Raw genomic sequence first — 19,279 nt, forward strand, 5'->3', positions numbered from 1 at the left:
CGTGCCCGCGATGACTGCCGGAAATGGCCTCGGTCGATATGCCTGAGGCCGATCCGAGGCGGGGCACGGTCAGTCTGGGCCGGATCGTCGACGCGCTGGTGCAGATCCCCGACCTGAATGACCCGTCGGTCCGCCGCGATCTTCTCCTGGACCTGCCCAGCGGCATCCGATCGAGCGCCACCACCGGTGCCACCGCCCGCGGCGATATCGTCAACCTCATCCGGGCCTGCGCCAGAGTCCCCGACGGCGATCAGGAGCTGATCCTCGCCCTGTCCACCCGGCTGGGCACCGAGGCACCGGATGTCCGGCACGCGCTTGAGATCATCCAGCAGCAGTGGCCGACGATGCGATCATCGTCGATCGTCTCGGAGTGGCGCGGCACCGACGGATCCGCGGCCGACGCACACCCCGTCGACCAGTGGGAGCCGGCCGACCTCGGCGTGCACCCCGCCGTCATGCCGGGCATCACCGACGCCGAACGCCGGCTCTCGACACTCACCGCCTACGTGCCACGGCCGCACGACACCACCGTCGCGCAGATCCTGCCGCCGGCGCGCAACGCGATGGTCATCCTCTGGGGTGACCCGGCGACCGGCAAGACCCGCACCGCGCTGGAGGCCGTGCGCCACCACCTGACCGACTGGCCGGTGCTGCGACCGTTCGACGCGGATGCGCTCCTCGAGCACCTCCAGCGCGATCCGACCGGCGGCCGGCTGGTGATCTGGCTCGACCGGGCCGAGACCTACCTGGACGACGACCGGGTGCCGGCGGCCCTGCGCCGCCGGCTGACCGGCCCGCCCGGCGCCGCGGGGCAGACCGTGGTCATGGCGACGGTCGAGACCGGCCAGTGGCGACGGCTGAGCGGTGACGAGGCAACCGGGCCGGACGCCGGACGGGCCCTGCGGGCCCTGCTGGAGACGGCCGTGCCCGTGCCGGTGCCGGGCACCGTCACCGGATCGGCGCAGCACGAGTGGCGGCAGCTCGGACGGGCGGATCCCCGCCTCGCGCTCGCCGGTGACGGCTCGGCCGGCCGGTTCGTCCAGGCGCTGACCGGCGGGCGCAGGCTCATCGACCGATACGAACACCCCGCGACGGAGGCGGACGCCGCGAGTCGCGCGGTGATCACGGCCATGATGGATCTGCGCCGGATCGGTCACCGTTCACCCGTCGACGAACCGCTGCTGATCGCCGTGTCGAAGCGCTACGGGCCGGCCGAGGGCGGCGGCTGGTCGCCGGCCATCGCCGCCGCGCTGCGCAGCGTGGACGGTGTCGAGGCGATCACCGTGCAACGGCGCGACGGCGCGGACATCCGGCTGTATGACCTGCACGGATATCTCGAGCAGCACGGCCGGGAGCGGCGCCGGGGCGAACCCGTGCCAGGCCAGGTCTGGGACCAGTTGCTCACCCACGACCTGTCGGCGGACGACGCCCTGCGGATCGCGCTGTCCGCGAACCGCCGTGGCCTCTACCGGCACGCCGCCATGCTCGCCGCCGCCGCGGTCGACCAGGGGCTGCCCGCGGGCGGGCGGCCGCTCTCGCTCTGGTTGGAACGCGCCGGACACCTCGAGGCGGCGGACCGGCGCCTGGCGCAGTGCGCCGCCGCGGGCGACGTGCCCGCCATCCGGACGCTGGGCGCGACCCTGCTCCGTCGTGGCGACCAGGTCGCGGGTGAGCAACAGCTCCGGGCCGCCGCCGGCAGCGGCGACCACCTGGCGCGGTCCGCGCTCGTTGCGCACCTGGAGCAGTCGGGACGAGCCGATGAGATCGCGGACGTGTGGCGCGAAGGAGTGCGCGCCGGTGACACCGACTCGTGCCTGTCGCTGATCGAGCACCTGACGGCGGCCGGCGACGAGGTTCCGGAGCTCGAGTCGCTGCTCGGCACCGCCGCGGCGGACGGCGACCTGCTCGCGCTCAGCCACCTGGTGAAGGTGCTGGACGGGACGGCTCGGCAGCCGGACGACCGGGGCAACCGGATCCTCAGCCGCGCGGCCCGGGAGGGCAGTATCGGGGCGCGCCGGCTCCTCGTGCGCCGGCTCAGCGATCAGGGCCGGCTGGCCGAGGCGGTCGCGGCGGGCCGGCCGCTGAGCACCACGGGCCGGGCCGAGGACCTGATGCTGCTGGCGCGGCTGCTCGACGCGACGGGAGCGGCTGACGAGGCGGAGCAACGGCTGCTGGCGGCGGCGGAGGCCGGCGCGATCCTCGCGCTGCAGCGACTGGTCAACCGCTGGGACCGGGCCGGGCGATCCGAGGAGGCCGAATCACTGCTCCGCCGGGTCGCCGAAGCCGGCCATCCGATGGCGCTGCGCCAGCTGAGGGATCGGCTCCGGCGCACCGGCCGCGAGGAGGACGCCGAGTCGGTGCTCCGGCAGGCCGCCGAACGCGGCAACACCGAGGCGATGCGGCTCCTGGCTCAGCTCCGCCCGGCCGAGGCCGAACGCTGGCTCGGCCGCGCCGCGGCGGACGACACGGTGGCGCTGCGTTCCCTGATCGCGGTGTTCGACGCCTCGGGACGGACCGGCACGTCCGCCGAATGGCTCCAGGACGCGGCCCGCCGCGGCAACGCCTACGCGCTGCGGGAGACGATCCGCAGGCACCGGCGCAACGACGACCCCGAGCGGTGGCTCCGGTTCGCGGTCGAGATCGGTACACCGGGATCACTGGAGGATCTGGCGGTCTGGCTGGAAGCCCGCGGGCGGCGGGAGGAAGCCGACCGGCTCCGGCGCTTCGGTGTGGATCCGGGGGGCGCGACGGCCGCCGAATGGGCGCTACCGGATCACCGGATGGCGATCCGGTAGCGGCTCGCGCTGAGCAGTTCGTCCTCGAGCGCGTCCAGCACGTCGGAGCGTTCACGCGCTCCGGCGACGAACTCCTCCGTCGTCGCGTCGTCCGGGGAGGCGTCTCCGGTCAGCGCCCGCTGCACGCCGGTGAGCCACCACGACCGCAGCGATCCCGTGGGGTCGGACGCCGGTGCCGCCGCGCGGGCGCGGCTCTGCTGCAGGATCTCCCGCACCGCGTGGGTCGCGTCCGCCCGGAAGTGCTCGAGGTCGGCCCCGTCGACCATCACCGCGCTGACCCGAAGCCGCTGCACCACCGGCACGAACCGCAGCTCCGCCGACGACCGGACGGCCTCCTCCCACGGTTTCACCACCGATTCGACGACGTCGCTGCCGAACGGCGCCGAGCCCGCCTCGTGCAGCGCGGCCAGCGCGATCTTCCCCCGCATCGCTTCGAACTCCGGGCGCGCCCGCAGATACGACGGCAGCGACCGGAGCACGACGTCGGCCTCGGCGACCCGGTCGAGCGCGACGAGAAGCTCCAGCGTCGCGAACAACGCGTCCGCGTCGTTGCCGTCCGCGGCTGCCGCCGCCTCCACCGTCGACAGCGCGGCTTCGAGGCGTTCGCGCCGGGTCTCGCCGGCGGCCGCGAGCGCCCGCCGGACCGTTGACCGCAGCGACGGGGCAGGGAGATCCGGCATGGGCGGCGCGATCGGCGCCGCCGGGCCGCCGGAGGCCCGCGCTGCCTGGACGCGATCGGGCACCGCGGTTTCCTGGCTGGGCGCCTCCGCTGCCGGTTCCGGCGGCTGGTCGGCTGATGCCGCCGGCTCGACCGGGTCGCTGCCACCGGCGGTTACCGCCTCGGTGGTCACGGCCTGCTGGCCGGCGCCGGCCAGTTCCCTGCGCACCTGCGCCAGGCCGCCCCGGGCCACCACGTCGTTGGGGAACCGCTGCACGGTCTCCCGGTACACGACCTCCGCCTCCACCGGCCGCCCGGCGCTCCTCAACACCTCGGCCAGACCGCACCGGACCACCGCGTTGTCGGGGAACCGCTCCACGCTCTCGCGGTACACCGCCTCCGCCTCCGCCAGCCGCTTCGAGCTCTTCAACACCTCGGCCAGGCCGTTGCGGACCACCACGTCGTCGGGGAACCGCTCGGCACTCTCCCGGTACACCGCCTCCGCCTCACCCAGCCGCCCCGAACTCTTCAACACCTCGGCCAGACCGCCCCACACCACCACGTTGTCGGGGAACCGCTGCACGGTCTCGCGGTACACGACCTCCGCCTCACCCAGCCGCCCCGCGGTCTTCAACACCTCGGCCAGGCCACACCGGACCACCGCGTTGTCGGGGAACCGCTCCACGCTCTCGCGGTACACCGCCTCCGCCTCCGCCAGCCGCTTCGAGCTCTTCAACACCTCGGCCAGGCCGTTGCGGACCACCACGTCGTCGGGGAACCGCTCGACGCTCTCGCGGTACACCGCCTCCGCCTCACCCAGCCGCCCCGCGCTCTTCAACACCTCGGCCAGACCGCCCCGGACCACCATGTTGTCGGGGAACCGCTGCACGGTCTCGCGGTACACCGCCTCCGCCTCACCCAGCCGCCCCGCGCTCTTCAACACCTCGGCCAGGCCACACCGGACGACCACGTTGTCGGGGAACCGCTCCACGCCCTCGCGGTACACCGCCTCCGCCTCACCCAGCCGCCCAGCGCCCTTCAACACGTCAGCCAGGCCGTTGCGTACCACCGCGTCGTCGGGGAACCGGTCGAGCGCTTCGAAACCGATGCCGATCGCGGCCTCGGCCACGTTGCGCTTCTGCCAGCACCGGATCAACGTGGTCCAGGTGTGCGCGTTGAGCGGGTCGACGCTGCGCGCCTCCTCTGCCCATTCGGTGGCCAGGACCAGGTGGATGCGCAGATTCGCCAGCTTCGAACTGAACTGGCAGAGCGACCGCACGAGGTAGTAGACGTTGCCGGTGCGGGCCGTGTATTCGCGTTGCTCTCCGAGCAGCTCGTGGATGCCGGGCAGGGCGCGCCGGTCCCGCCCCAGGCCCTGCGCCAGCTGCCGGGCACGTGCCGCCCATCCGAGCGTGGCCCGGTCGAGTTGCGATCGGCCCGCCGGCCGGCCCGAACCGCCGGCCCGGTCGCCGAACCCGGCGGCCAGCCACCGGCGGGCGTCGTCCGGCAGGCTGGCGTCGCTCCACGGCCCCTGCCAGGCCCCGGCGACGGGGTAGGCGCGCTTGACCCAGCGGCATTCGTTGACCGCCAGGAGCCGGGCGTCGTTGCGTGGCAGACGCCGCTCGGACACGAGCCGTTCCAGCGCCACCAGGTAGTGGTGCAGGCCCAGCATGACCAGCTCCATCGACTGCTCGGGCGTCCGGCCGGTCAGCCGGCGCAGCCCCACGAGTCCCCAGTGGCCGTGGAACAGGGGCGTGCCGGGGACCAGGTCGCACAGCTGCAACCAGCGCTCGATGAAGCTGTCGTCCGGCTGGACCCGCGAACACGCCGCCCAGAACCAGCCCAACGGGTCGTGCGCGCGGTTGCGGGTCATCGCGCCGAGTCGCTGGCCGGCCTGGGGGAACCGCTCGCCGAGTGCCTGGATGCCGGCCGCTGGGACGGGGTCAAGGTTCGCCAGCGCCCGCAGCGCGCGTTGCCACATCAGGTCCACGCCCTGCGCCGCGTGGCCCGGCCGGTCCCACCGCTCCCGCAGCCAGCCCGCCAGCGCCGCGTCGACCTCGGACTGGAATGCCGGGTCGCGGATGGCGGACACCCAGTCCAGCAGCAGCGAATCCGGCTCCACCGTGCTCAGCGGACCGTGGTAGAACCGGTTCGTGAACAGGGCGTCGATCGCCTCCACGGGCTGCGCGGCGAAATAGTTGAGCCATTCGGGGGTGCGGTTGCGGAAGATCTGCGCTGCGCTGATGTCGATCACACCAGGTCCCGGTCGACGCGCTCGAAGCGGTGCTGGAAATCAGCGTCGTCGAGGTTGACCAGCTTGAGCAAATGAAATCCCCGCAACTCGTCCACCGGTCCGTCGACGCCCGCCCGGATGGTGCCGACGGCCCAGACATGCTCCGCCTTGAACACCACTGCCGGGTGCAGCACCTCACGGCAGAGGTCCGCGCCGAACTGCAGGTCCACGCAGTGTCCGGCGCCCACCGGCGGGGAGGTGCAGAACGCCTCGCGCAGGTCGACGTCGAACGGCGTGGGCCGGCGCAGCACGGGGCGCTGCTGCGACCCGGTGGGGACCAGCCGCACGGGATACCGGAACACCACCACGTCGATCCCGGCACCCGGATCACGCATGGTGGGATCCAGGTGCTCCAAGCCGAGGCTGTCCCTCAGCTCGTTCTCCCAGCCCGTGTGCAGGTCGGACAGCATGTTCTCCAGGTCGCTCCAGACGAACGCCGACAGCGGGCGGTTGTCGAGACGTTGCTGCCACCAGTACAGCAGGTGGGTGATGTCGTCCGCGGCGTCGATGTCGGTGATGCCGTTTCTGCGGCGGTCGGCCATCAGATCGAGCGCGGTCCGGACGGTGTGCCGCGACTCGCCGGTGTGCAGCGCGATGTTGGCGATCTCGTCGACCCGGCCGAGCCAGGTCACGTCGTCGACGCCGTCGGCGCCGTCGTCGGCACCTTCACCGGCGGTGAACGTCTCCGGGCAGGTGGCCGCGTCGGCGGTGAACTGCTCGGTGCGGACACCACCACGTTGCCGATCCGACAGGTAGAGGTTGTGGTGAACATAGAACTGCTCGAACGCGGCCTCCGCGTCCGCCGTGCTGACCCGCTGCGCCGCGAGTCGCGCGTAGCCTTCCGCCCGCTGCCGGGGCACGCCCTCCTCGAGCAGGAAATTGCGCACGGCAAAGCGTTTCGCGCCCACACTGGCGTCGTCTCCGAGACCGGCCAGGACGGCGGCGAGATCCGGTGACGAATCTCGAAGCCAGGAAGGTGCGTAGCTCACACCCGCCATCCTGCCCCGGCCGGCACCGGCACCGAACCGTCTTCCGGTCGGCGATCAGGCCCGTTTGTACGACCTTGTTCTACGTCGATGCGATTGGTACCTCCGCGCCAGTTCACCAGGTCGAGTGCGGCCGCGCCAGTTCACCAGATCGAGTACCTCCGCGTCAGTTCACCAGATCGAGTGCGGCGCGGACGACCGCGTCGGTGTCGATGCCGTGATACCGGTAGACGTCCTCCAGGCCGCCGGCCTGCCCGAACCGGGACACCCCGAGCGACAGTGACCGCACCCGGTTGACCGTGGCGAGGAACGCCAGGGTGTGCGGGTGGCCGTCGAGCAGTGTCACCATCGGCGCGGCCCGGTGCGCGGGGAAGACCTGGTCGAGGATCCACGACGGCCCGTCGGCCAGCCCGCGCCGCGCCTGGACCGCCTCGAACAGCCGGCCGGGGCTGGTCACGCAGACCACCTCGGCGTCGACACCCGCCCCGGCGAGCCGGTCCGCGGCGGCGAGCGTCTCGGTGATCATCGCGCCCATCCCGACGAGCGTGACCGCCGGGACGTCCCCCGAGGCGGCGCGCAGCGTGTACGCCCCCGCCAGGACCTGCCGGCGGCGCCGTTCCCGGGCGGCCGGGTCGGCGGGGACGGCGGCGAGGGCCTGGTTCACCGGGCGGGTCGACAGCCGCAGGTACGACGAGCTGCCGTCGGGGCGGCCGAGCCGCGAGATGGCATCGAACAGGGTCCACTCGACCTCGATCGCGAAGGCCGGCTCGAAACTGACGCAGCCGGGCTGCTCGAGGCCGATCGACGGGGTCTTGATCGACTGGTGGGCGCCGCCCTCGGCGGCGAGGCTCACCCCGGACGGCGTGCCGACCAGGATCGACTGGCCGCCGGCGTAGATGCCGTAGGACCACGGCTCCAGGGCGCGCTCGACGAACGGGTCGTAGAGCACGCCGATCGGAACAGCGGCTGGCCCCAGCGGCTCCAGGTAGCCCCGAGCTCGCCGATGAGGCCGACCAGGTTGACCTCGGCGATGCCGAGCTCCATGTGCTGGCCGGTCGGGCGCTCGCGCCAGTGCATCGTGGTCTCGGCGTCGTCGGCGAACCAGTCGTGCCGCTCCGTCGGCGACCACACGCCGATCTTGTTGAGCCAGCCGGCGAGGTTGGTGCTGGAGCTGACGTCGGGGCTGACGGTGACGACCCGGCGGGCCGCCTCCGGCGCCTCCCTGGTCAGGTCGAGCAGCGCTCGGCCGAGCGCGGCCTGCGTGGTGGAGGTGCCCGACGGGGTCCGGCCGATGTCCGCCGGGACCGCGGGCGGGGCTTTGCTTGCCGGGGTCTCGCGCCGCAGTCGCTCCGCCGTCGCGCGGCACAGCCGGCCCGGGCCGGAGTCCTCGGCGAACCGCGCCCACGGCCGGTCGGGGTCCATGCCCAGACCGGCGGCGAGCGACCCGAACTGCTCGACGGTCAGCAGCGAGGAATGGTTCTGCGGATGTCCCTGCGTGGGCAGTCCGTAGCCTTTGATGGTGTACGCGATGATGACGGTCGGACGGGTGTCGTCGATCTGTGCGTACGCGGCGCGTAGCGTGTCGAGGTCGTGCCCGCCGAGGTTGCGGATGGCGCGGGTGAGCGTGTCGTCGTCGAGGCCGGCGATGAGCTCGGCGATGGCTTCGGCTTCGTCCTTCTTTTGGTCTTGGGCGTCGTCCTTGGCTTGGTCTTTGGCGTTCTTGGGTCGGTCTTTGGCGTCGCCCTTGGTTCCGTGGCCGGGCAGGCGCAGTCGCAGCTCGTCGGGACGGCAGCGCAGCAGTCGCTGGTACTCGGGGTTGGGCATGGCGAGAATCCGGGCCCGCAGATGCTCGCCGCCGGGCCGGGCGAACAGCTCCTCGAGGAGGCGGCCGAACTTCACCGTGATGACCTGCCAGCCGGCCGCGGCGAACATCTGCTCGATCCGCCCGGCGGCGATGTGCGGCACGACCCGGTCCAGCGACTGCCGGTTGAGGTCGACGATCCAGACGACCTCGCCGAGCTCCGCGACGGACGCGTCGAGGACCGCCTCCCAGACGGCGCCTTCGTCCAGCTCGGCGTCGCCGACGAGGGAGTACTGCCGGCCGCGGCCCGCGCCGCCGATCTTCGCCTCGACGAACCGGCGGGCGATCGCGCCCCAGATCGGTGCGGTCGCGCCGATGCCGACCGACCCGGTGGAGTAGTCGACCGGGTCGGGGTCCTTGGCGCGGCTCGGGTACGACTGGAGTCCGCCGAACTCCCGCAGCCGTGGCAGGTAGGACTCGTCGAGCTCCCCCAGCAGGTAGTTGACGGCGTGCAGCACCGGAGACGCATGCGGCTTGACCGACACCCGGTCCCCGGCCTGCAGCTGCTCGAACCACAGCGAGGTCATGATCGACACCATCGAGGCGCAGGATGCCTGGTGGCCGCCGACCTTGAGGCCGCTCGGGTTGGGCCGCACCCGGTTGGCGTGGTGGACCATGGCCGTCGACAGCCACAGCACCCTGTCCTGGACCTGCTGCAGCGCGTCGGGCTGCAGCGCGTCGGGCTCGGCCTGATCCGTCACGGGCACCGCCGGGGTGTGGAGGATGCTGGTCATGGCCTCACGGTATGAGGAATATATGATAGACGCAAGACACCAACTTCTCACATCACCGCTCGCCGCCACCGCCCTGGCAGATACGGCGATGCGGGCCACACACCGAAACAGGGGGCGATGCGCTACCGTATATTCGTGGTGTCAGAGGCGTCGCTCGAGAAGTCAGCAGCCAGGGCCGGACTGCGGTCCGTGGCCGGTCCCAACTCCGCCGTGGACCGGGTGACCGCCGAGATCAGGCGCGGCGTGCTCAACGGCACCCTCAAGGCCGGGTCGAGCTTCTCGATCGCCGACCTCAGCGCGCAGCTGGGCGTCAGCCACATCCCGGTCCGTGAGGCACTGCGCCGCCTCGAGACCCAGGGGCTCATCACCCTGCGCCCGGGGCGCAGCGCGTTCGTCAACCCGCTCGACCGCGACGAGCTGCGCTCGATCTACCGGCTCCGCAAGCTCATCGAGTGCGACCTCGCCGCCCGGGCCTGCCTGGGCCTCACCCCCGCCGACCTGGACGAGGCCGAGCGGCTGCTCAAGGAGTTCACCCAGGCCGACGTCGACGCCGACGAGTCGTGGGAGATCCACAAGCGGTTCCACCTGGCCTTGCTGCGACCCGCGCTGACCGACTGGGACCTGCGGCTGCTGGAGCAGCTGTGGCACGCCTGTGACCGCTACACCCGGGTCGTCTACGAGACCTACCAGATCGACCTGGAGGAGCGGCGCCGCCGCGAGATCGCGCACCGGCTGCTGATCGACGCCGCCCGCACCGGCTCCCCCGCCGAGCTCAAGCTCGCGGTCAACGAGCACCTCGCCGAGCACGAGCTCGCCTGCCTCGAGTGGATGGCCGCGCTGCCGCCGTCCACCTGACAACGTGACGCAACTTGACCGACCCCCAGCCATTCATTACGTTCAGTGGCGACCGCGGTGCGCCGAGTGGTTTCGGGGTCGCTGATTTTTCGGCGGGTGCTACGGTGAGTGAAGCGGCCAACCGTTACCGGAGCTGGCGTTTGAGGACTTTTCCGGTGGCGTTCTTCGGCAGCTCGTCCAGGAAGACGACGTCCCGCGGTTTCTTGAACGAGGCCAGCCGCCCGCGACAGAAATCGATGAGCGCGCCGGCCTCGATCGGCTGCTCGGCAACGACGAACGCACACACCGACTCGCCCCACTCCGGGTCCGCCACCCCGACCACGGCCGCCTCCCGGACCCCGGGAAAGGTCAGCAGGACCTCCTCGACCTCGCGCGGGTAGACGTTGGACCCGCCGGTGATGATGACGTCTTTCAGGCGGTCGGTGAGGTACAGGTAACCGCCCGCGAAGTGTCCGACATCGCCGGTTCGCAACCACCCGTCGACGACCGCGGCTTCCGTCGCCGCCTCGTCGTCCCAGTAGCCGGCCATGACCACGTCCCCGCCGACCTGCACCTCCCCGTCGACACCCTCGGGCAGCGCCCGCTGGGCGGGGCCGGCGCCCCGGGCGGGATTGGCGACCCGAGCGGGGCCGTCGACACGCTCGGGCTTGTCCACATGCTCCGGCCCGTCGACACGCTCGGGCAGTGCCCGCTCCGGCCCGTCGACACGCTCGGGCAGTGCCAGTTGGACGGGACCGGTGACCTGGGCGGGCCCGGCGGCCTGGGCGGGCCCGGCGGCCTGGGCGGGACCGGCGGCCTGGGCGGGACCGGTGACCTGGGCGGGCCCGGCGGCCTGGGCGGGCCCGGTGACCTGGGCGGGCCCGGCGGCCTGGGCGGGCCCGGTGACCTGGGCGGGACCGGTGACCTGGGCGGGACCGGTGACCTGGGCGGGGCCGGCGGCCTGGGCGGGGCCGGCGGCCTGGGCGGGGCCGGCGATGCGGACCTCGACGGTGCTGAACGGGCGGCCGCATGAGCCGGGGTGTGCGGGGGCCTCACCGGCTGGCATGACAGTGATCGTCATCGGGACTCGCCCTGGCCGTAGATCTCCGTGACGATCGGGCCGAGGACGGCGACCGCGGCCCGCAGGTCCTCCTGGTAGAGCGGAGCCCCGCTGACCACGACGCTGCGCAGCGTCGACAGGTCATGGCCGTCGACCGCGTCGAGGACGCGCTTGAGCATCGTCGGTGCCAGGAAGGCCGCGTGCGTGACCCGGCGCCGTTCGATCAGGGCGAGGTACTCGTCCGGTGCGAAGCGCAGGCCGGGGGCGATGACGTGGGTGGCGCCGTGCGCGGTGGCCGGCAGTAGGTACAGGCCGCTGCCGTGGGTGAGCGGTGCCGCATGGAGGTACACGCTGCCGGGCGCGACCGGGTCGAGGTCGGCGTGGTACGCGGCGGTCATCGCCCGGAGATTGCGGTGGGTCAGCGTGGCGCCTTTGGGGCGGCCGGTGGTGCCGGACGTGTAGAACAGCCACGCCGGGTCCTGGCCGGCCACGCCGGCGAGGTCGTCCCGGTCGCCGGTGAGGAGTCCGGGCGGGAACGGTGTGCGGATCACCGTCACCCCGGCCGGCAGCCCAGCGGTGGCCGGCAGTGTCTCCTCCGCGACGACGATCGCCGCGGCGGCGCAGTGCCGCACCACGTAACCGACTTCGTCGGGGTGCAGGTGCCAGTTGAGCGGCACCGCGACGAACCCGCCCCAGAGGCTCGCCCACAGCGCCTCGACCAGCTCCGGCGCGTTGGGCAGCAGCAGCACGACCCGGTCGCCGCGCCGCAGACCGAGCCGGCGCAGCCCGGCGGCGAGGCGGGCGACCCGGTCGAGCAGCTGCGGATAGCTGGTCGTCCGGTCGCCGGAGATCACCGCCGGGGCGCCACCGGCTCGGGTGGCGCCCTCGGCCAGCATCCACGCGACGTTCACGTCCGTGTCCCGAACGGCCCGCACCCAAGCGACCCGCACCCGAACGACGGCGCGGTCACGAACGACCCGCACCCGAACGACGGCGCGGTCACGAACCTGCCGGCCACGACACCGGCAAGACCGCTCCCGGACGGCGCGGTCACGAGCCGATCGGCTGCGCCGCCGGGCGGGCCGCGAGCCGGGTGTAGGCCTGCGCCACCGCCGGCACGAGCGCGAGCGCCGCGGTGCGGTCGAGCCGGTCGGTGCGCTGCTGCATGATGGCGCCGAGCCGGCGTTCCGGCGGCACGTCGTCGCCGCGGGCGGCGATCAGCGTGTGGAAGTGCGGGTTCGCCTCGCCGAAGGTGAGCAGGTAGGTGGCGGGCGCGCCGGTCACCTCGCTGACCGCGTCGACGACGTCGCGGGCGCGCCGGCCGTACGTGGCCAGTTCCAGCTCGCTCAGCCCGCCGAGGCGCAGGGCGTGCCGGCGGACGCGCAGGACGTACCAGCCGGGGACGTCGAAGCCGGGGATGACCTCGCAGGCCCACAGGTCGTCGCGGAAGACCACCGCGGCGTCCTCGGCGGACTCCATCTCGCAGGGCAGGCAGTCGCTGCTCATGAAGCGTTTCCAATCCGGGTGGTCAGCGAGCCGAGGCCCTCGATCGTGCTGACGAGTTCGTCGCCGGGGCGCAGGTAGACGGCCGGGTCGCGGCCGAAACCGACGCCGGCGGGGGTGCCGGTGAAGATGAGGTCACCGGGGTGCAGCGGCAGGTGCGAGGACAGGAAGGCGATCAGCGCCGGCACGGTGAAGATCAGGTGCTTGGTGCGCGAGTGCTGCACCTGCGAGCCGTTGAGCTCGCAGCTGATCTCCAGGTCGGCAGGGTCGCTCACCTCGCCCGGCGTGACCAGCCACGGGCCGATCGGGCCGAAGCCGGGCAGCGACTTGCCCAGGCCGAACTGCGGCGACGCGCCTCCGGCGAACTGCAGCGCGCGGTCGCTGAGGTCCTGGCCGATGGTCAGGCCTGCGACGTACGCCCATGCGTCGGCGGCAGGCACGTGCCGGGCCGGCCGGCCGATGACGACGACCAGCTCGACCTCCCAGTCGACGGTGTCCGAGGGCAGGTCGACGGTGCCGGGGCCGGTGATGCAGGAGCTGAACTTCGGGAACACCATCGGCTGTGACGGCAGCGCCATACCGGACTCGCCGGCGTGGTCGGCGTAGTTGAGCCCGATGCCGAACACCTGCGACGGCCGCGGCACGGGAGGGCCGACGCCGGCAGGAGTCGCTACCAAAGGACCGGCCTGCGGGCGCAGGGCGGCCCAGGCCATGAACTCGTCCCAGTGGTCCAGGACGTCGTGCGGGTCCGGGCCGAAGCGGCCGTCGCTGGCGGTCGCGACGTCGACGAGGTCCGCGCCCTCCTGGCTGACGAGCCGGCCGGCGACGTTGGCGAGCCGCATCAGTCGAACACCGTGACGACGGCGTCGGCCGGGATGTCGTCGTTGACGCGGTCGGTGTCGTCCGCGCGGCGCCAGATCTCGTAACCGTTCTCGCGGCAGATCTTCCCGTCACGCATCTGGAACGCGTGGGTGAGCCGCATGCTGCACCGGGTCCCGGGCGGGAACGGGCAGTTGCGGAACCCGTCGGTCTTCACCGTGATCTCGAAGATGCTGTCGTCGAACACCCACTCCTCGGTCGCGAACCGGTGCAGGTTGGTGATCTTGTGTACCTGCATCGCCGCGAAGATCTTCAGGTACTCGGCCTTCACGGTGGCCTTGTCCCGCAGCAGCAGGCCGCGGGCCGGGACCTCCCACACGATGTCATCGGTGTAGACGCCGATCGCGAGGTCGATGCCCTCGGCGTTCTCGTTGTGGAAGTGCTGGTCGACGGTGGCGTTGTTCCTGGCGATGATCGCCTCGCGGATCGCCTCGCGCGACTCTGCGCCGGTCTCGACGGACATGGGGTGACTCCAAGCGGGGTGTAGGAACCAGAATGCGGCGAACAAGCGCCGCTAGAATATATTCTCTGCAGACTGACACGACGCCCGCCGCGCGCACAACCCCCTCCCGCACGCCCGCAGGCCGCCCGATCGACGGACCTTTCCGCACTGGCCACAGGGCGGCGAGAAGTCTGCCTACGCTGGTTGTGCTCCGACGAAACGTGTGCGAACGTCTGGAGTCAAACGTATATCCTAGCGCCGCCACAGGATGGAGTTGCCCCATGTCTGTAGAGATGGACGCCGGATCGCGTGAGGCGATCATCGCCAGGAACAACGCGACCGTCGACCAGCACTTCCACAACGAGAACGCCGACGGCATCGACCTCGCGATCGCGGTGTACACCGATGACATCGTGTGGGAGGTGCCCGCCCGCGGCCTGCTGCTGCGGGACAAGGCCGCGGTCAAGGCCGAGTACCTGAAGATCTTCGCGGCGATGCACGTCCACAAGATCACCAACCTGCACCGGTTCGCGACCGAGGAGTGGGTGTTCGACGACAGCATCTTCGAGATCACGATCATGAACGACGGGTTCACCAACTGCCCGTTCCCGCCCGGGACGCGGTGCAGCATGCGGCTCACCCACGCGTTCCAGATGCGTGACGGCAAGATCTGCCGCGAGAACGGTTACGAGATCTGGCGCGGCGCGGACGACACCGACCGCGTCAACGACGACATCCCCGCCGACGCCACGGTCACGGTGTTCGACTGATGGCCGTCCTGCTCATCGGCGGCACCGGCACCGTCGGCCCGCACGTCGCCCGGGCGCTGCTGCGGCGCGGCGACGACCTGGTGCGCGTCCTGACCCGCGACGCCGGCCGGGCGGCACAGGTCCTGCCGCCCGGCTGCCAGGTCGTCGAGGGCGACCCGGGCGACGACGACACCGTCATGGCCGCCGCCACCGGCGTCGACACCGTCTTCCTGCTCACCGCCCACGATCACGACATGAGCGACCTGCAGCTACGCATCATCCGGGCGCTGCGCCGGCACAACGTCCGCATCGTGAAACTGAGCGGCACCAGCACCGCCATCAACCCCGACGGCCCGTACACCTGCCGCCAGCATTGGGAAGTCGAGCAGGTGCTGGTCAACAGCGGGCAGCCGTTCACGATCGTGCGGCCCAACGCCTTCATGCAGACCCTGATCGGCGCCATCATGCTGCCGGCCCTGCGCGCGACCGGTCGCATCCCCAACGCGATCGGCGACGCCGGTATCAGTTTCGTCGACGCCCGCGACATCGGCGACGTGTGCGCGCTGCTGCTCACCGAGGACCGCTGGACCGGGCAGACCGTGGTGCTCACCGGCGCCCGTGCGGTCACGTACCACGAGATTGCCGGCCTCCTCGGCGCCGAGACCGTCGACATCACCCCTGCCGACGTGCGCGCGTCACTGCTGGAGCGCGGCATGCCACGGTGGGAGGCCGAGCATTTCCAGGAGATGTACCAGCTGTTCCGCGACCGCCAGTCCGAGTTCGTGACCCCGGACGTCGAGCACGTGCTGGGCCGCCCCGCGCGCCCGGTGGAGGACTACCTCCACGAGTGCCAGGAAGCGCTGACCACGGCATGAGCGCGACGATCAGGACCAGCGTGCTGGTCGTCGGCGGCGGTCCCGTCGGATTGGCCACGGCCATGGAGCTGGACCACCACGGCGTCGCAACCGTCGTCGTCGAGCCGCGCGAGCACGTGTCCTACCTGCGCCCCCGCGCGAAGACCACGTCCCCGCGCACCATGGAGCTGTTCCGGCGCTGGGGCCTCGCCGCCACCATCCGCGAACGCGCCCCGCTGCACATCGACTGGTCCAAGGACATCGTGTTCTGCACGACGGTCACCGGCCGCGAGGTGACCCGGCTGACCGGCACCCTCGGCCTCGCCCTGGCCGGCAGCGACGTGACCGCCGAGCCGGGCCAGCAGGTCGCGCAGCCGATCGTCGAGCAGGCGATGCGCGATGCCCTCGACCGTCCGGAGAGCAACGCGACGCTGCTGTTGGGCAGGCGGGCGGTCGCGTTCGACGAGCGGGAAAGCACCGTCCTCGTCACCCTCGAAAACGAATACGGGGTCATGTCGACCGTGGAGGCGGACTACGTCGTCGGCGCCGACGGCCCCCGCAGCGCGGTGCGGACCGCGATGGGCGCGGTGTACGAGGGATCCAGCCTCCCCCGCCCCAACATCAGCATCACCTTCGAGTCCGCCGAGCTCGGGGACCTGATCCCGCACGGCAACGCCGTCCAGTACTGGGTGCTCAACCCCGCCGCACCCGGGATCGTCGGCCGCCTCGACCTCAACGGCACCTGGTGGGCGATCGCCACGTACCGCCCCGACGAGCAGGACGAGGACGACGCCGAGGTCGACGCGGCCGGGCTGGTGCACAAGCTGCTCGGCCGGGAGCTACCGATCAAGGTGATCGCCACCGACCCGTGGCGGGCCCGGACCCTGATCGCCGACCGGTTCCGCAACGGACGGCTGTTCATCGCCGGCGACGCCGCGCACATGAACCCGCCGTGGGGCGGGCACGGGTACAACACCGGTGTCGGCGACGCGATCAACCTCGGCTGGAAGCTCGCCGCCGTCGTCAACGGGTGGGCCCCGCCCGAGCTGCTGGACAGCTACGAGGCCGAACGCCGCCCGATCGCGCAGAGGTTCGTCGCCGCCGCGGCGGAGAACGGCCGCACCGGGCCGGCGATGCTCGCGGTGGCCGGGCTGATGGGCGACGGCTTCGACGCGGTCGAGGCCGAGGTCGCGGCAGGAATCCAGGAGGCCAAGCGGATCGAGTTCCACAGCGACGGCCTGGTGTTCGGCCTGGGCTACTCCGAATACGCGGAGGTCCAGACCACCAACGGGTCGGACTACGTCCCGGTCGCCGCCGCCGGCAACCGGCTCCCGCACACCTGGCTGCCCATCGGCCAGTCACTGTTCGACCGGCTCGGGCCCGAGTTCACGCTCATCGGCCCGAGCTGGCACGCCGCCGCGTTCGCGCGTCACGCCGAGCGGCACGGCATACCCCTGGCCGTGCTCGACGACCCCTCGCTCGGACTCGACGCGTTCTTCAGCGACCGGCTCGTGCTGGTGCGCCCCGACCAGCACATCGCATGGATCGGCGGTCCGGTCCCGGACGCCGAGGCCGCGCGGATTCTCGACCACGCGATCCGCGGAGAATGGAGACAGCAGCCATGACACCCACCGCCACTCCCTTCACCCACACCAGCGCCAACGGCCTCACCATCACCGGCCGGCGCAACACCCCGCAGACCCCGGCCGCCGCCACGCAGGTCCCGCTGATCATCGCGATCCACGGCGGCACGTACACCTCCGAGTACTTCGACATCCCCGGCTACTCGCTGCTGGACCGCGCCGCCGCGCTCGGCGTCCCCGTCATCGCCGTCGACCGTCCCGGCTACCTGGGCAGCACCCACGTCGAGCCCGCCGAGTCGATCATCCTGGCCAACGCGGAGGCGCTCGACCAGGTCATCGGCGAGCTGTGGCAGGAGCACGGCGCCGGCCACGCCGGGGTGTTCCTCATCGGCCACTCGATCGGCGGCGCCGTCACCACGGCGATCGCGGCCCGGGAACCCGCCTGGCCGCTGCTCGGCATCGCCGTGTCCGGCTGCCTGCTGCAGGTGCCGGACGGGCCGCGGCTGGCGTTCGACGCGCTGCCCGACATCCTGATGATCGACCTGCCGGGGCCGATGAAGGACAGCGTCATGTTCGGCCCGGCCTGGACGCACGCCACGACGATGCCGGACCTGAGCCACAGCTCCGACACGTCGGTGCCGCGGGCCGAGCTGATCGACATCAACAACGGCTGGATCAGCCGGGTCCGCGAGGTCAACGCGCAGGTCAAGGTGCCGGTGCACGCCCGGCAGGGTGAGTTCGACGCGCTGTGGATCACCGACGTGGGTCAGGCCGCCGACTACGCCGCGTCGTTCACCGCGGCGCCGGTCGTCGACGGGCGCCTGGTGCTCAACGCCGGGCACTGCGTCGACTTCCACAACGCCGGCGCGGCCCTGCAGCTCAGCCAGCTCGCGTTTGCCCTGGAGGTCAGCGTGGCAAAAGCGGACGCGGCGGAGTGAGCGCAACCGCGCTCACGAACGTGCGGGTGTTCGACGGGGTGCGGCTCGGCGAGCCCACCACCGTCGTCATCGACAACGGTCTGATCGCCACCGGCTCGTCGGCTGACACCGAGGTCGACGGGCAGGGCGCCGCGCTGCTGCCCGGGCTCATCGACACGCACGTCCACGTCACCGAGGTCGCGCACCTGGAGGTCGCGGCCCGGTGGGGGGTCACCACGATGCTCGACATGGGCTGCTGGGACGCCCGCATCCCCGGCAAGCTCAAGGGCCTGCCGGGCCTGCCCGACGTCCGCATCGCCGGCAACCTCGCCAACGCGCCTGGCTCGCACTTCGTCAAGCACATGGGCTTCGGGCCGTCCAGCACGGTGACGGGGCCGCAGGACGCAACCCGGTTCGTCGCGGACCGGGTCGCCGAGGGCTCCGACTACATCAAGATCGCCGTCGAGGACCCGAAGATCCCCGGCACGAAGGCGCTGAGCCCGCAGACCGTCGCCGCGGTCGTCGAGGCGGCGCACACCGCCGGACTGCTGACGATCGCGCACGTGGTCAGCGCCGACACGCTCACCGTCGCCATCCGGGCCGGCGCGGACATCGTCACCCACACGGCGCTGACCAGCGAGCTGGACGCCGAGTTCGAGGCGCTGCTGGCCCAGCGCCAGGTGGTGATCGTGCCGACGCTGACCATGATGGACGGCGTCGTGCGCAACATCGGCGGCAAGCTGATCATGCGGGTCCTGGGCACCGTGATTCCCGGGATGCGGATGCGGTACGACCATGCCACCGCCACCGTGGCGACCTTCCGCAAGGCGGGCATGACGGTCCTCGTCGGCACCGACAGCAACGACAACGTCAAGACACCCGCCCAGGTGCCCTACGGCGAGTCGATCCACGAGGAACTGCACCGGCTCGTGGCCGCCGGCCTCAGCCCGGCCGAGGCGCTGCGCGGCGCCACCTCGGCCGCCGCCGGCACGTTCGGCCTGTCCGACCGGGGCGTCATCGCCCCCGGCCGCCGTGCCGACCTGCTCCTCGTCGGCGGCGACCCGACCCTGGACATCGCCGCGACCCGCGACATCCGCGGCGTCTGGATCGGCGGCACCCGCACCCGCTAGG

Annotated in this window: 16 protein-coding genes; 7 read left to right on the forward strand and 9 right to left on the reverse strand. The window is 72.0% G+C overall.

The window, feature by feature from the left end; all coding sequences use genetic code 11:
- The first annotated feature begins 38 nt into the window (after nucleotides 1-38).
- Nucleotides 39-2,795 (forward strand): effector-associated domain 2-containing protein, encoded by a 2,757-nt coding sequence (locus ACFPIJ_RS31520; RefSeq protein WP_380120337.1) that lies wholly within the window; start codon nucleotides 39-41, stop codon nucleotides 2,793-2,795.
- Here the strand turns inward: ACFPIJ_RS31520 and ACFPIJ_RS31525 are convergent.
- From ACFPIJ_RS31525 to ACFPIJ_RS31540, 4 genes are all read right to left on the reverse strand, one after another.
- Nucleotides 2,774-5,707, reverse strand: coding sequence for a tetratricopeptide repeat protein (locus ACFPIJ_RS31525; protein WP_380120338.1), 2,934 nt, complete (start codon nucleotides 5,705-5,707; stop codon nucleotides 2,774-2,776). The two genes, ACFPIJ_RS31520 and ACFPIJ_RS31525, sit on opposite strands and share 22 nt — an antisense overlap.
- Nucleotides 5,704-6,735: a hypothetical protein gene (locus ACFPIJ_RS31530; RefSeq protein ID WP_380120340.1), complete on the reverse strand. Its 1,032-nt coding sequence runs from the start codon at nucleotides 6,733-6,735 to the stop codon at nucleotides 5,704-5,706. Before ACFPIJ_RS31530 ends, ACFPIJ_RS31525 begins: the two co-directional genes overlap by 4 nt.
- 163 nt (nucleotides 6,736-6,898) lie before the next feature.
- Nucleotides 6,899-7,681: a transketolase-like TK C-terminal-containing protein gene (locus tag ACFPIJ_RS31535; RefSeq protein WP_380120342.1), complete on the reverse strand. Its 783-nt coding sequence runs from the start codon at nucleotides 7,679-7,681 to the stop codon at nucleotides 6,899-6,901.
- The gene (locus tag ACFPIJ_RS31540) at nucleotides 7,582-9,327 is read right to left on the reverse strand and encodes a thiamine pyrophosphate-dependent enzyme (RefSeq protein WP_380120343.1); all 1,746 of its coding nucleotides are present in this window, start codon (nucleotides 9,325-9,327) and stop codon (nucleotides 7,582-7,584) included. The genes ACFPIJ_RS31535 and ACFPIJ_RS31540 overlap by 100 nt, the downstream gene beginning before the upstream one ends.
- Nucleotides 9,328-9,462: 135 nt before the next feature.
- Here ACFPIJ_RS31540 and ACFPIJ_RS31545 point away from each other — a divergent pair, with 135 nt between their 5' ends.
- Nucleotides 9,463-10,182, forward strand: coding sequence for a GntR family transcriptional regulator (locus ACFPIJ_RS31545; protein ID WP_380120345.1), 720 nt, complete (start codon nucleotides 9,463-9,465; stop codon nucleotides 10,180-10,182).
- Nucleotides 10,183-10,306: 124 nt separating this feature from the next.
- Here the strand turns inward: ACFPIJ_RS31545 and ACFPIJ_RS31550 are convergent, their stop codons facing one another.
- From ACFPIJ_RS31550 to ACFPIJ_RS31570, 5 genes are all read right to left on the reverse strand, one after another.
- Nucleotides 10,307-11,227: a class I adenylate-forming enzyme family protein gene (locus ACFPIJ_RS31550; RefSeq protein ID WP_380120347.1), complete on the reverse strand. Its 921-nt coding sequence runs from the start codon at nucleotides 11,225-11,227 to the stop codon at nucleotides 10,307-10,309.
- 11 nt (nucleotides 11,228-11,238) lie between these two features.
- Nucleotides 11,239-12,132, reverse strand: coding sequence for a class I adenylate-forming enzyme family protein (locus tag ACFPIJ_RS31555; RefSeq protein ID WP_380120348.1), 894 nt, complete (start codon nucleotides 12,130-12,132; stop codon nucleotides 11,239-11,241).
- Nucleotides 12,133-12,271: 139 nt separating this feature from the next.
- Nucleotides 12,272-12,727 (reverse strand): hypothetical protein, encoded by a 456-nt coding sequence (locus tag ACFPIJ_RS31560; protein WP_380120350.1) that lies wholly within the window; start codon nucleotides 12,725-12,727, stop codon nucleotides 12,272-12,274.
- Nucleotides 12,724-13,566 (reverse strand): fumarylacetoacetate hydrolase family protein, encoded by an 843-nt coding sequence (locus ACFPIJ_RS31565; protein WP_380120352.1) that lies wholly within the window; start codon nucleotides 13,564-13,566, stop codon nucleotides 12,724-12,726. Before ACFPIJ_RS31565 ends, ACFPIJ_RS31560 begins: the two co-directional genes overlap by 4 nt.
- Complete coding sequence (locus tag ACFPIJ_RS31570) at nucleotides 13,566-14,066, reverse strand: nuclear transport factor 2 family protein (RefSeq protein ID WP_380120354.1); 501 nt, start codon at nucleotides 14,064-14,066, stop codon at nucleotides 13,566-13,568. The genes ACFPIJ_RS31565 and ACFPIJ_RS31570 overlap by 1 nt, the downstream gene beginning before the upstream one ends.
- Before the next feature lie 260 nt (nucleotides 14,067-14,326).
- Between ACFPIJ_RS31570 and ACFPIJ_RS31575 the strand changes: the two genes are divergently transcribed.
- Genes ACFPIJ_RS31575 through ACFPIJ_RS31595 form a run of 5 tightly spaced genes read left to right on the forward strand, consistent with a single transcriptional unit; the run spans nucleotide 14,327 to nucleotide 19,278 of the window.
- A complete protein-coding gene (locus tag ACFPIJ_RS31575) occupies nucleotides 14,327-14,815 on the forward strand; it encodes a nuclear transport factor 2 family protein (RefSeq protein WP_380120355.1) in 489 nt (162 codons plus the stop codon).
- Nucleotides 14,815-15,669, forward strand: a complete 855-nt coding sequence (locus ACFPIJ_RS31580; protein ID WP_380120357.1) for an NAD(P)H-binding protein — start codon at nucleotides 14,815-14,817, stop codon at nucleotides 15,667-15,669. The genes ACFPIJ_RS31575 and ACFPIJ_RS31580 overlap by 1 nt, the downstream gene beginning before the upstream one ends.
- Complete coding sequence (locus ACFPIJ_RS31585; protein WP_380120359.1) at nucleotides 15,666-17,273, forward strand: FAD-dependent monooxygenase; 1,608 nt, start codon at nucleotides 15,666-15,668, stop codon at nucleotides 17,271-17,273. Before ACFPIJ_RS31580 ends, ACFPIJ_RS31585 begins: the two co-directional genes overlap by 4 nt.
- Nucleotides 17,270-18,169 carry an alpha/beta hydrolase gene (locus ACFPIJ_RS31590; protein ID WP_380120361.1) on the forward strand — a complete coding sequence of 300 codons (900 nt, stop codon included), beginning with the start codon at nucleotides 17,270-17,272 and terminating at the stop codon, nucleotides 18,167-18,169. Before ACFPIJ_RS31585 ends, ACFPIJ_RS31590 begins: the two co-directional genes overlap by 4 nt.
- Nucleotides 18,166-19,278 carry an amidohydrolase family protein gene (locus ACFPIJ_RS31595; RefSeq protein WP_380120363.1) on the forward strand — a complete coding sequence of 371 codons (1,113 nt, stop codon included), beginning with the start codon at nucleotides 18,166-18,168 and terminating at the stop codon, nucleotides 19,276-19,278. Before ACFPIJ_RS31590 ends, ACFPIJ_RS31595 begins: the two co-directional genes overlap by 4 nt.
- The last annotated feature ends 1 nt before the right edge of the window (nucleotide 19,279 follow it).

This window comes from Dactylosporangium cerinum (genome assembly GCF_042653625.1).
In the GTDB taxonomy this organism is placed as follows: domain Bacteria; phylum Actinomycetota; class Actinomycetes; order Mycobacteriales; family Micromonosporaceae; genus Dactylosporangium; species Dactylosporangium cerinum.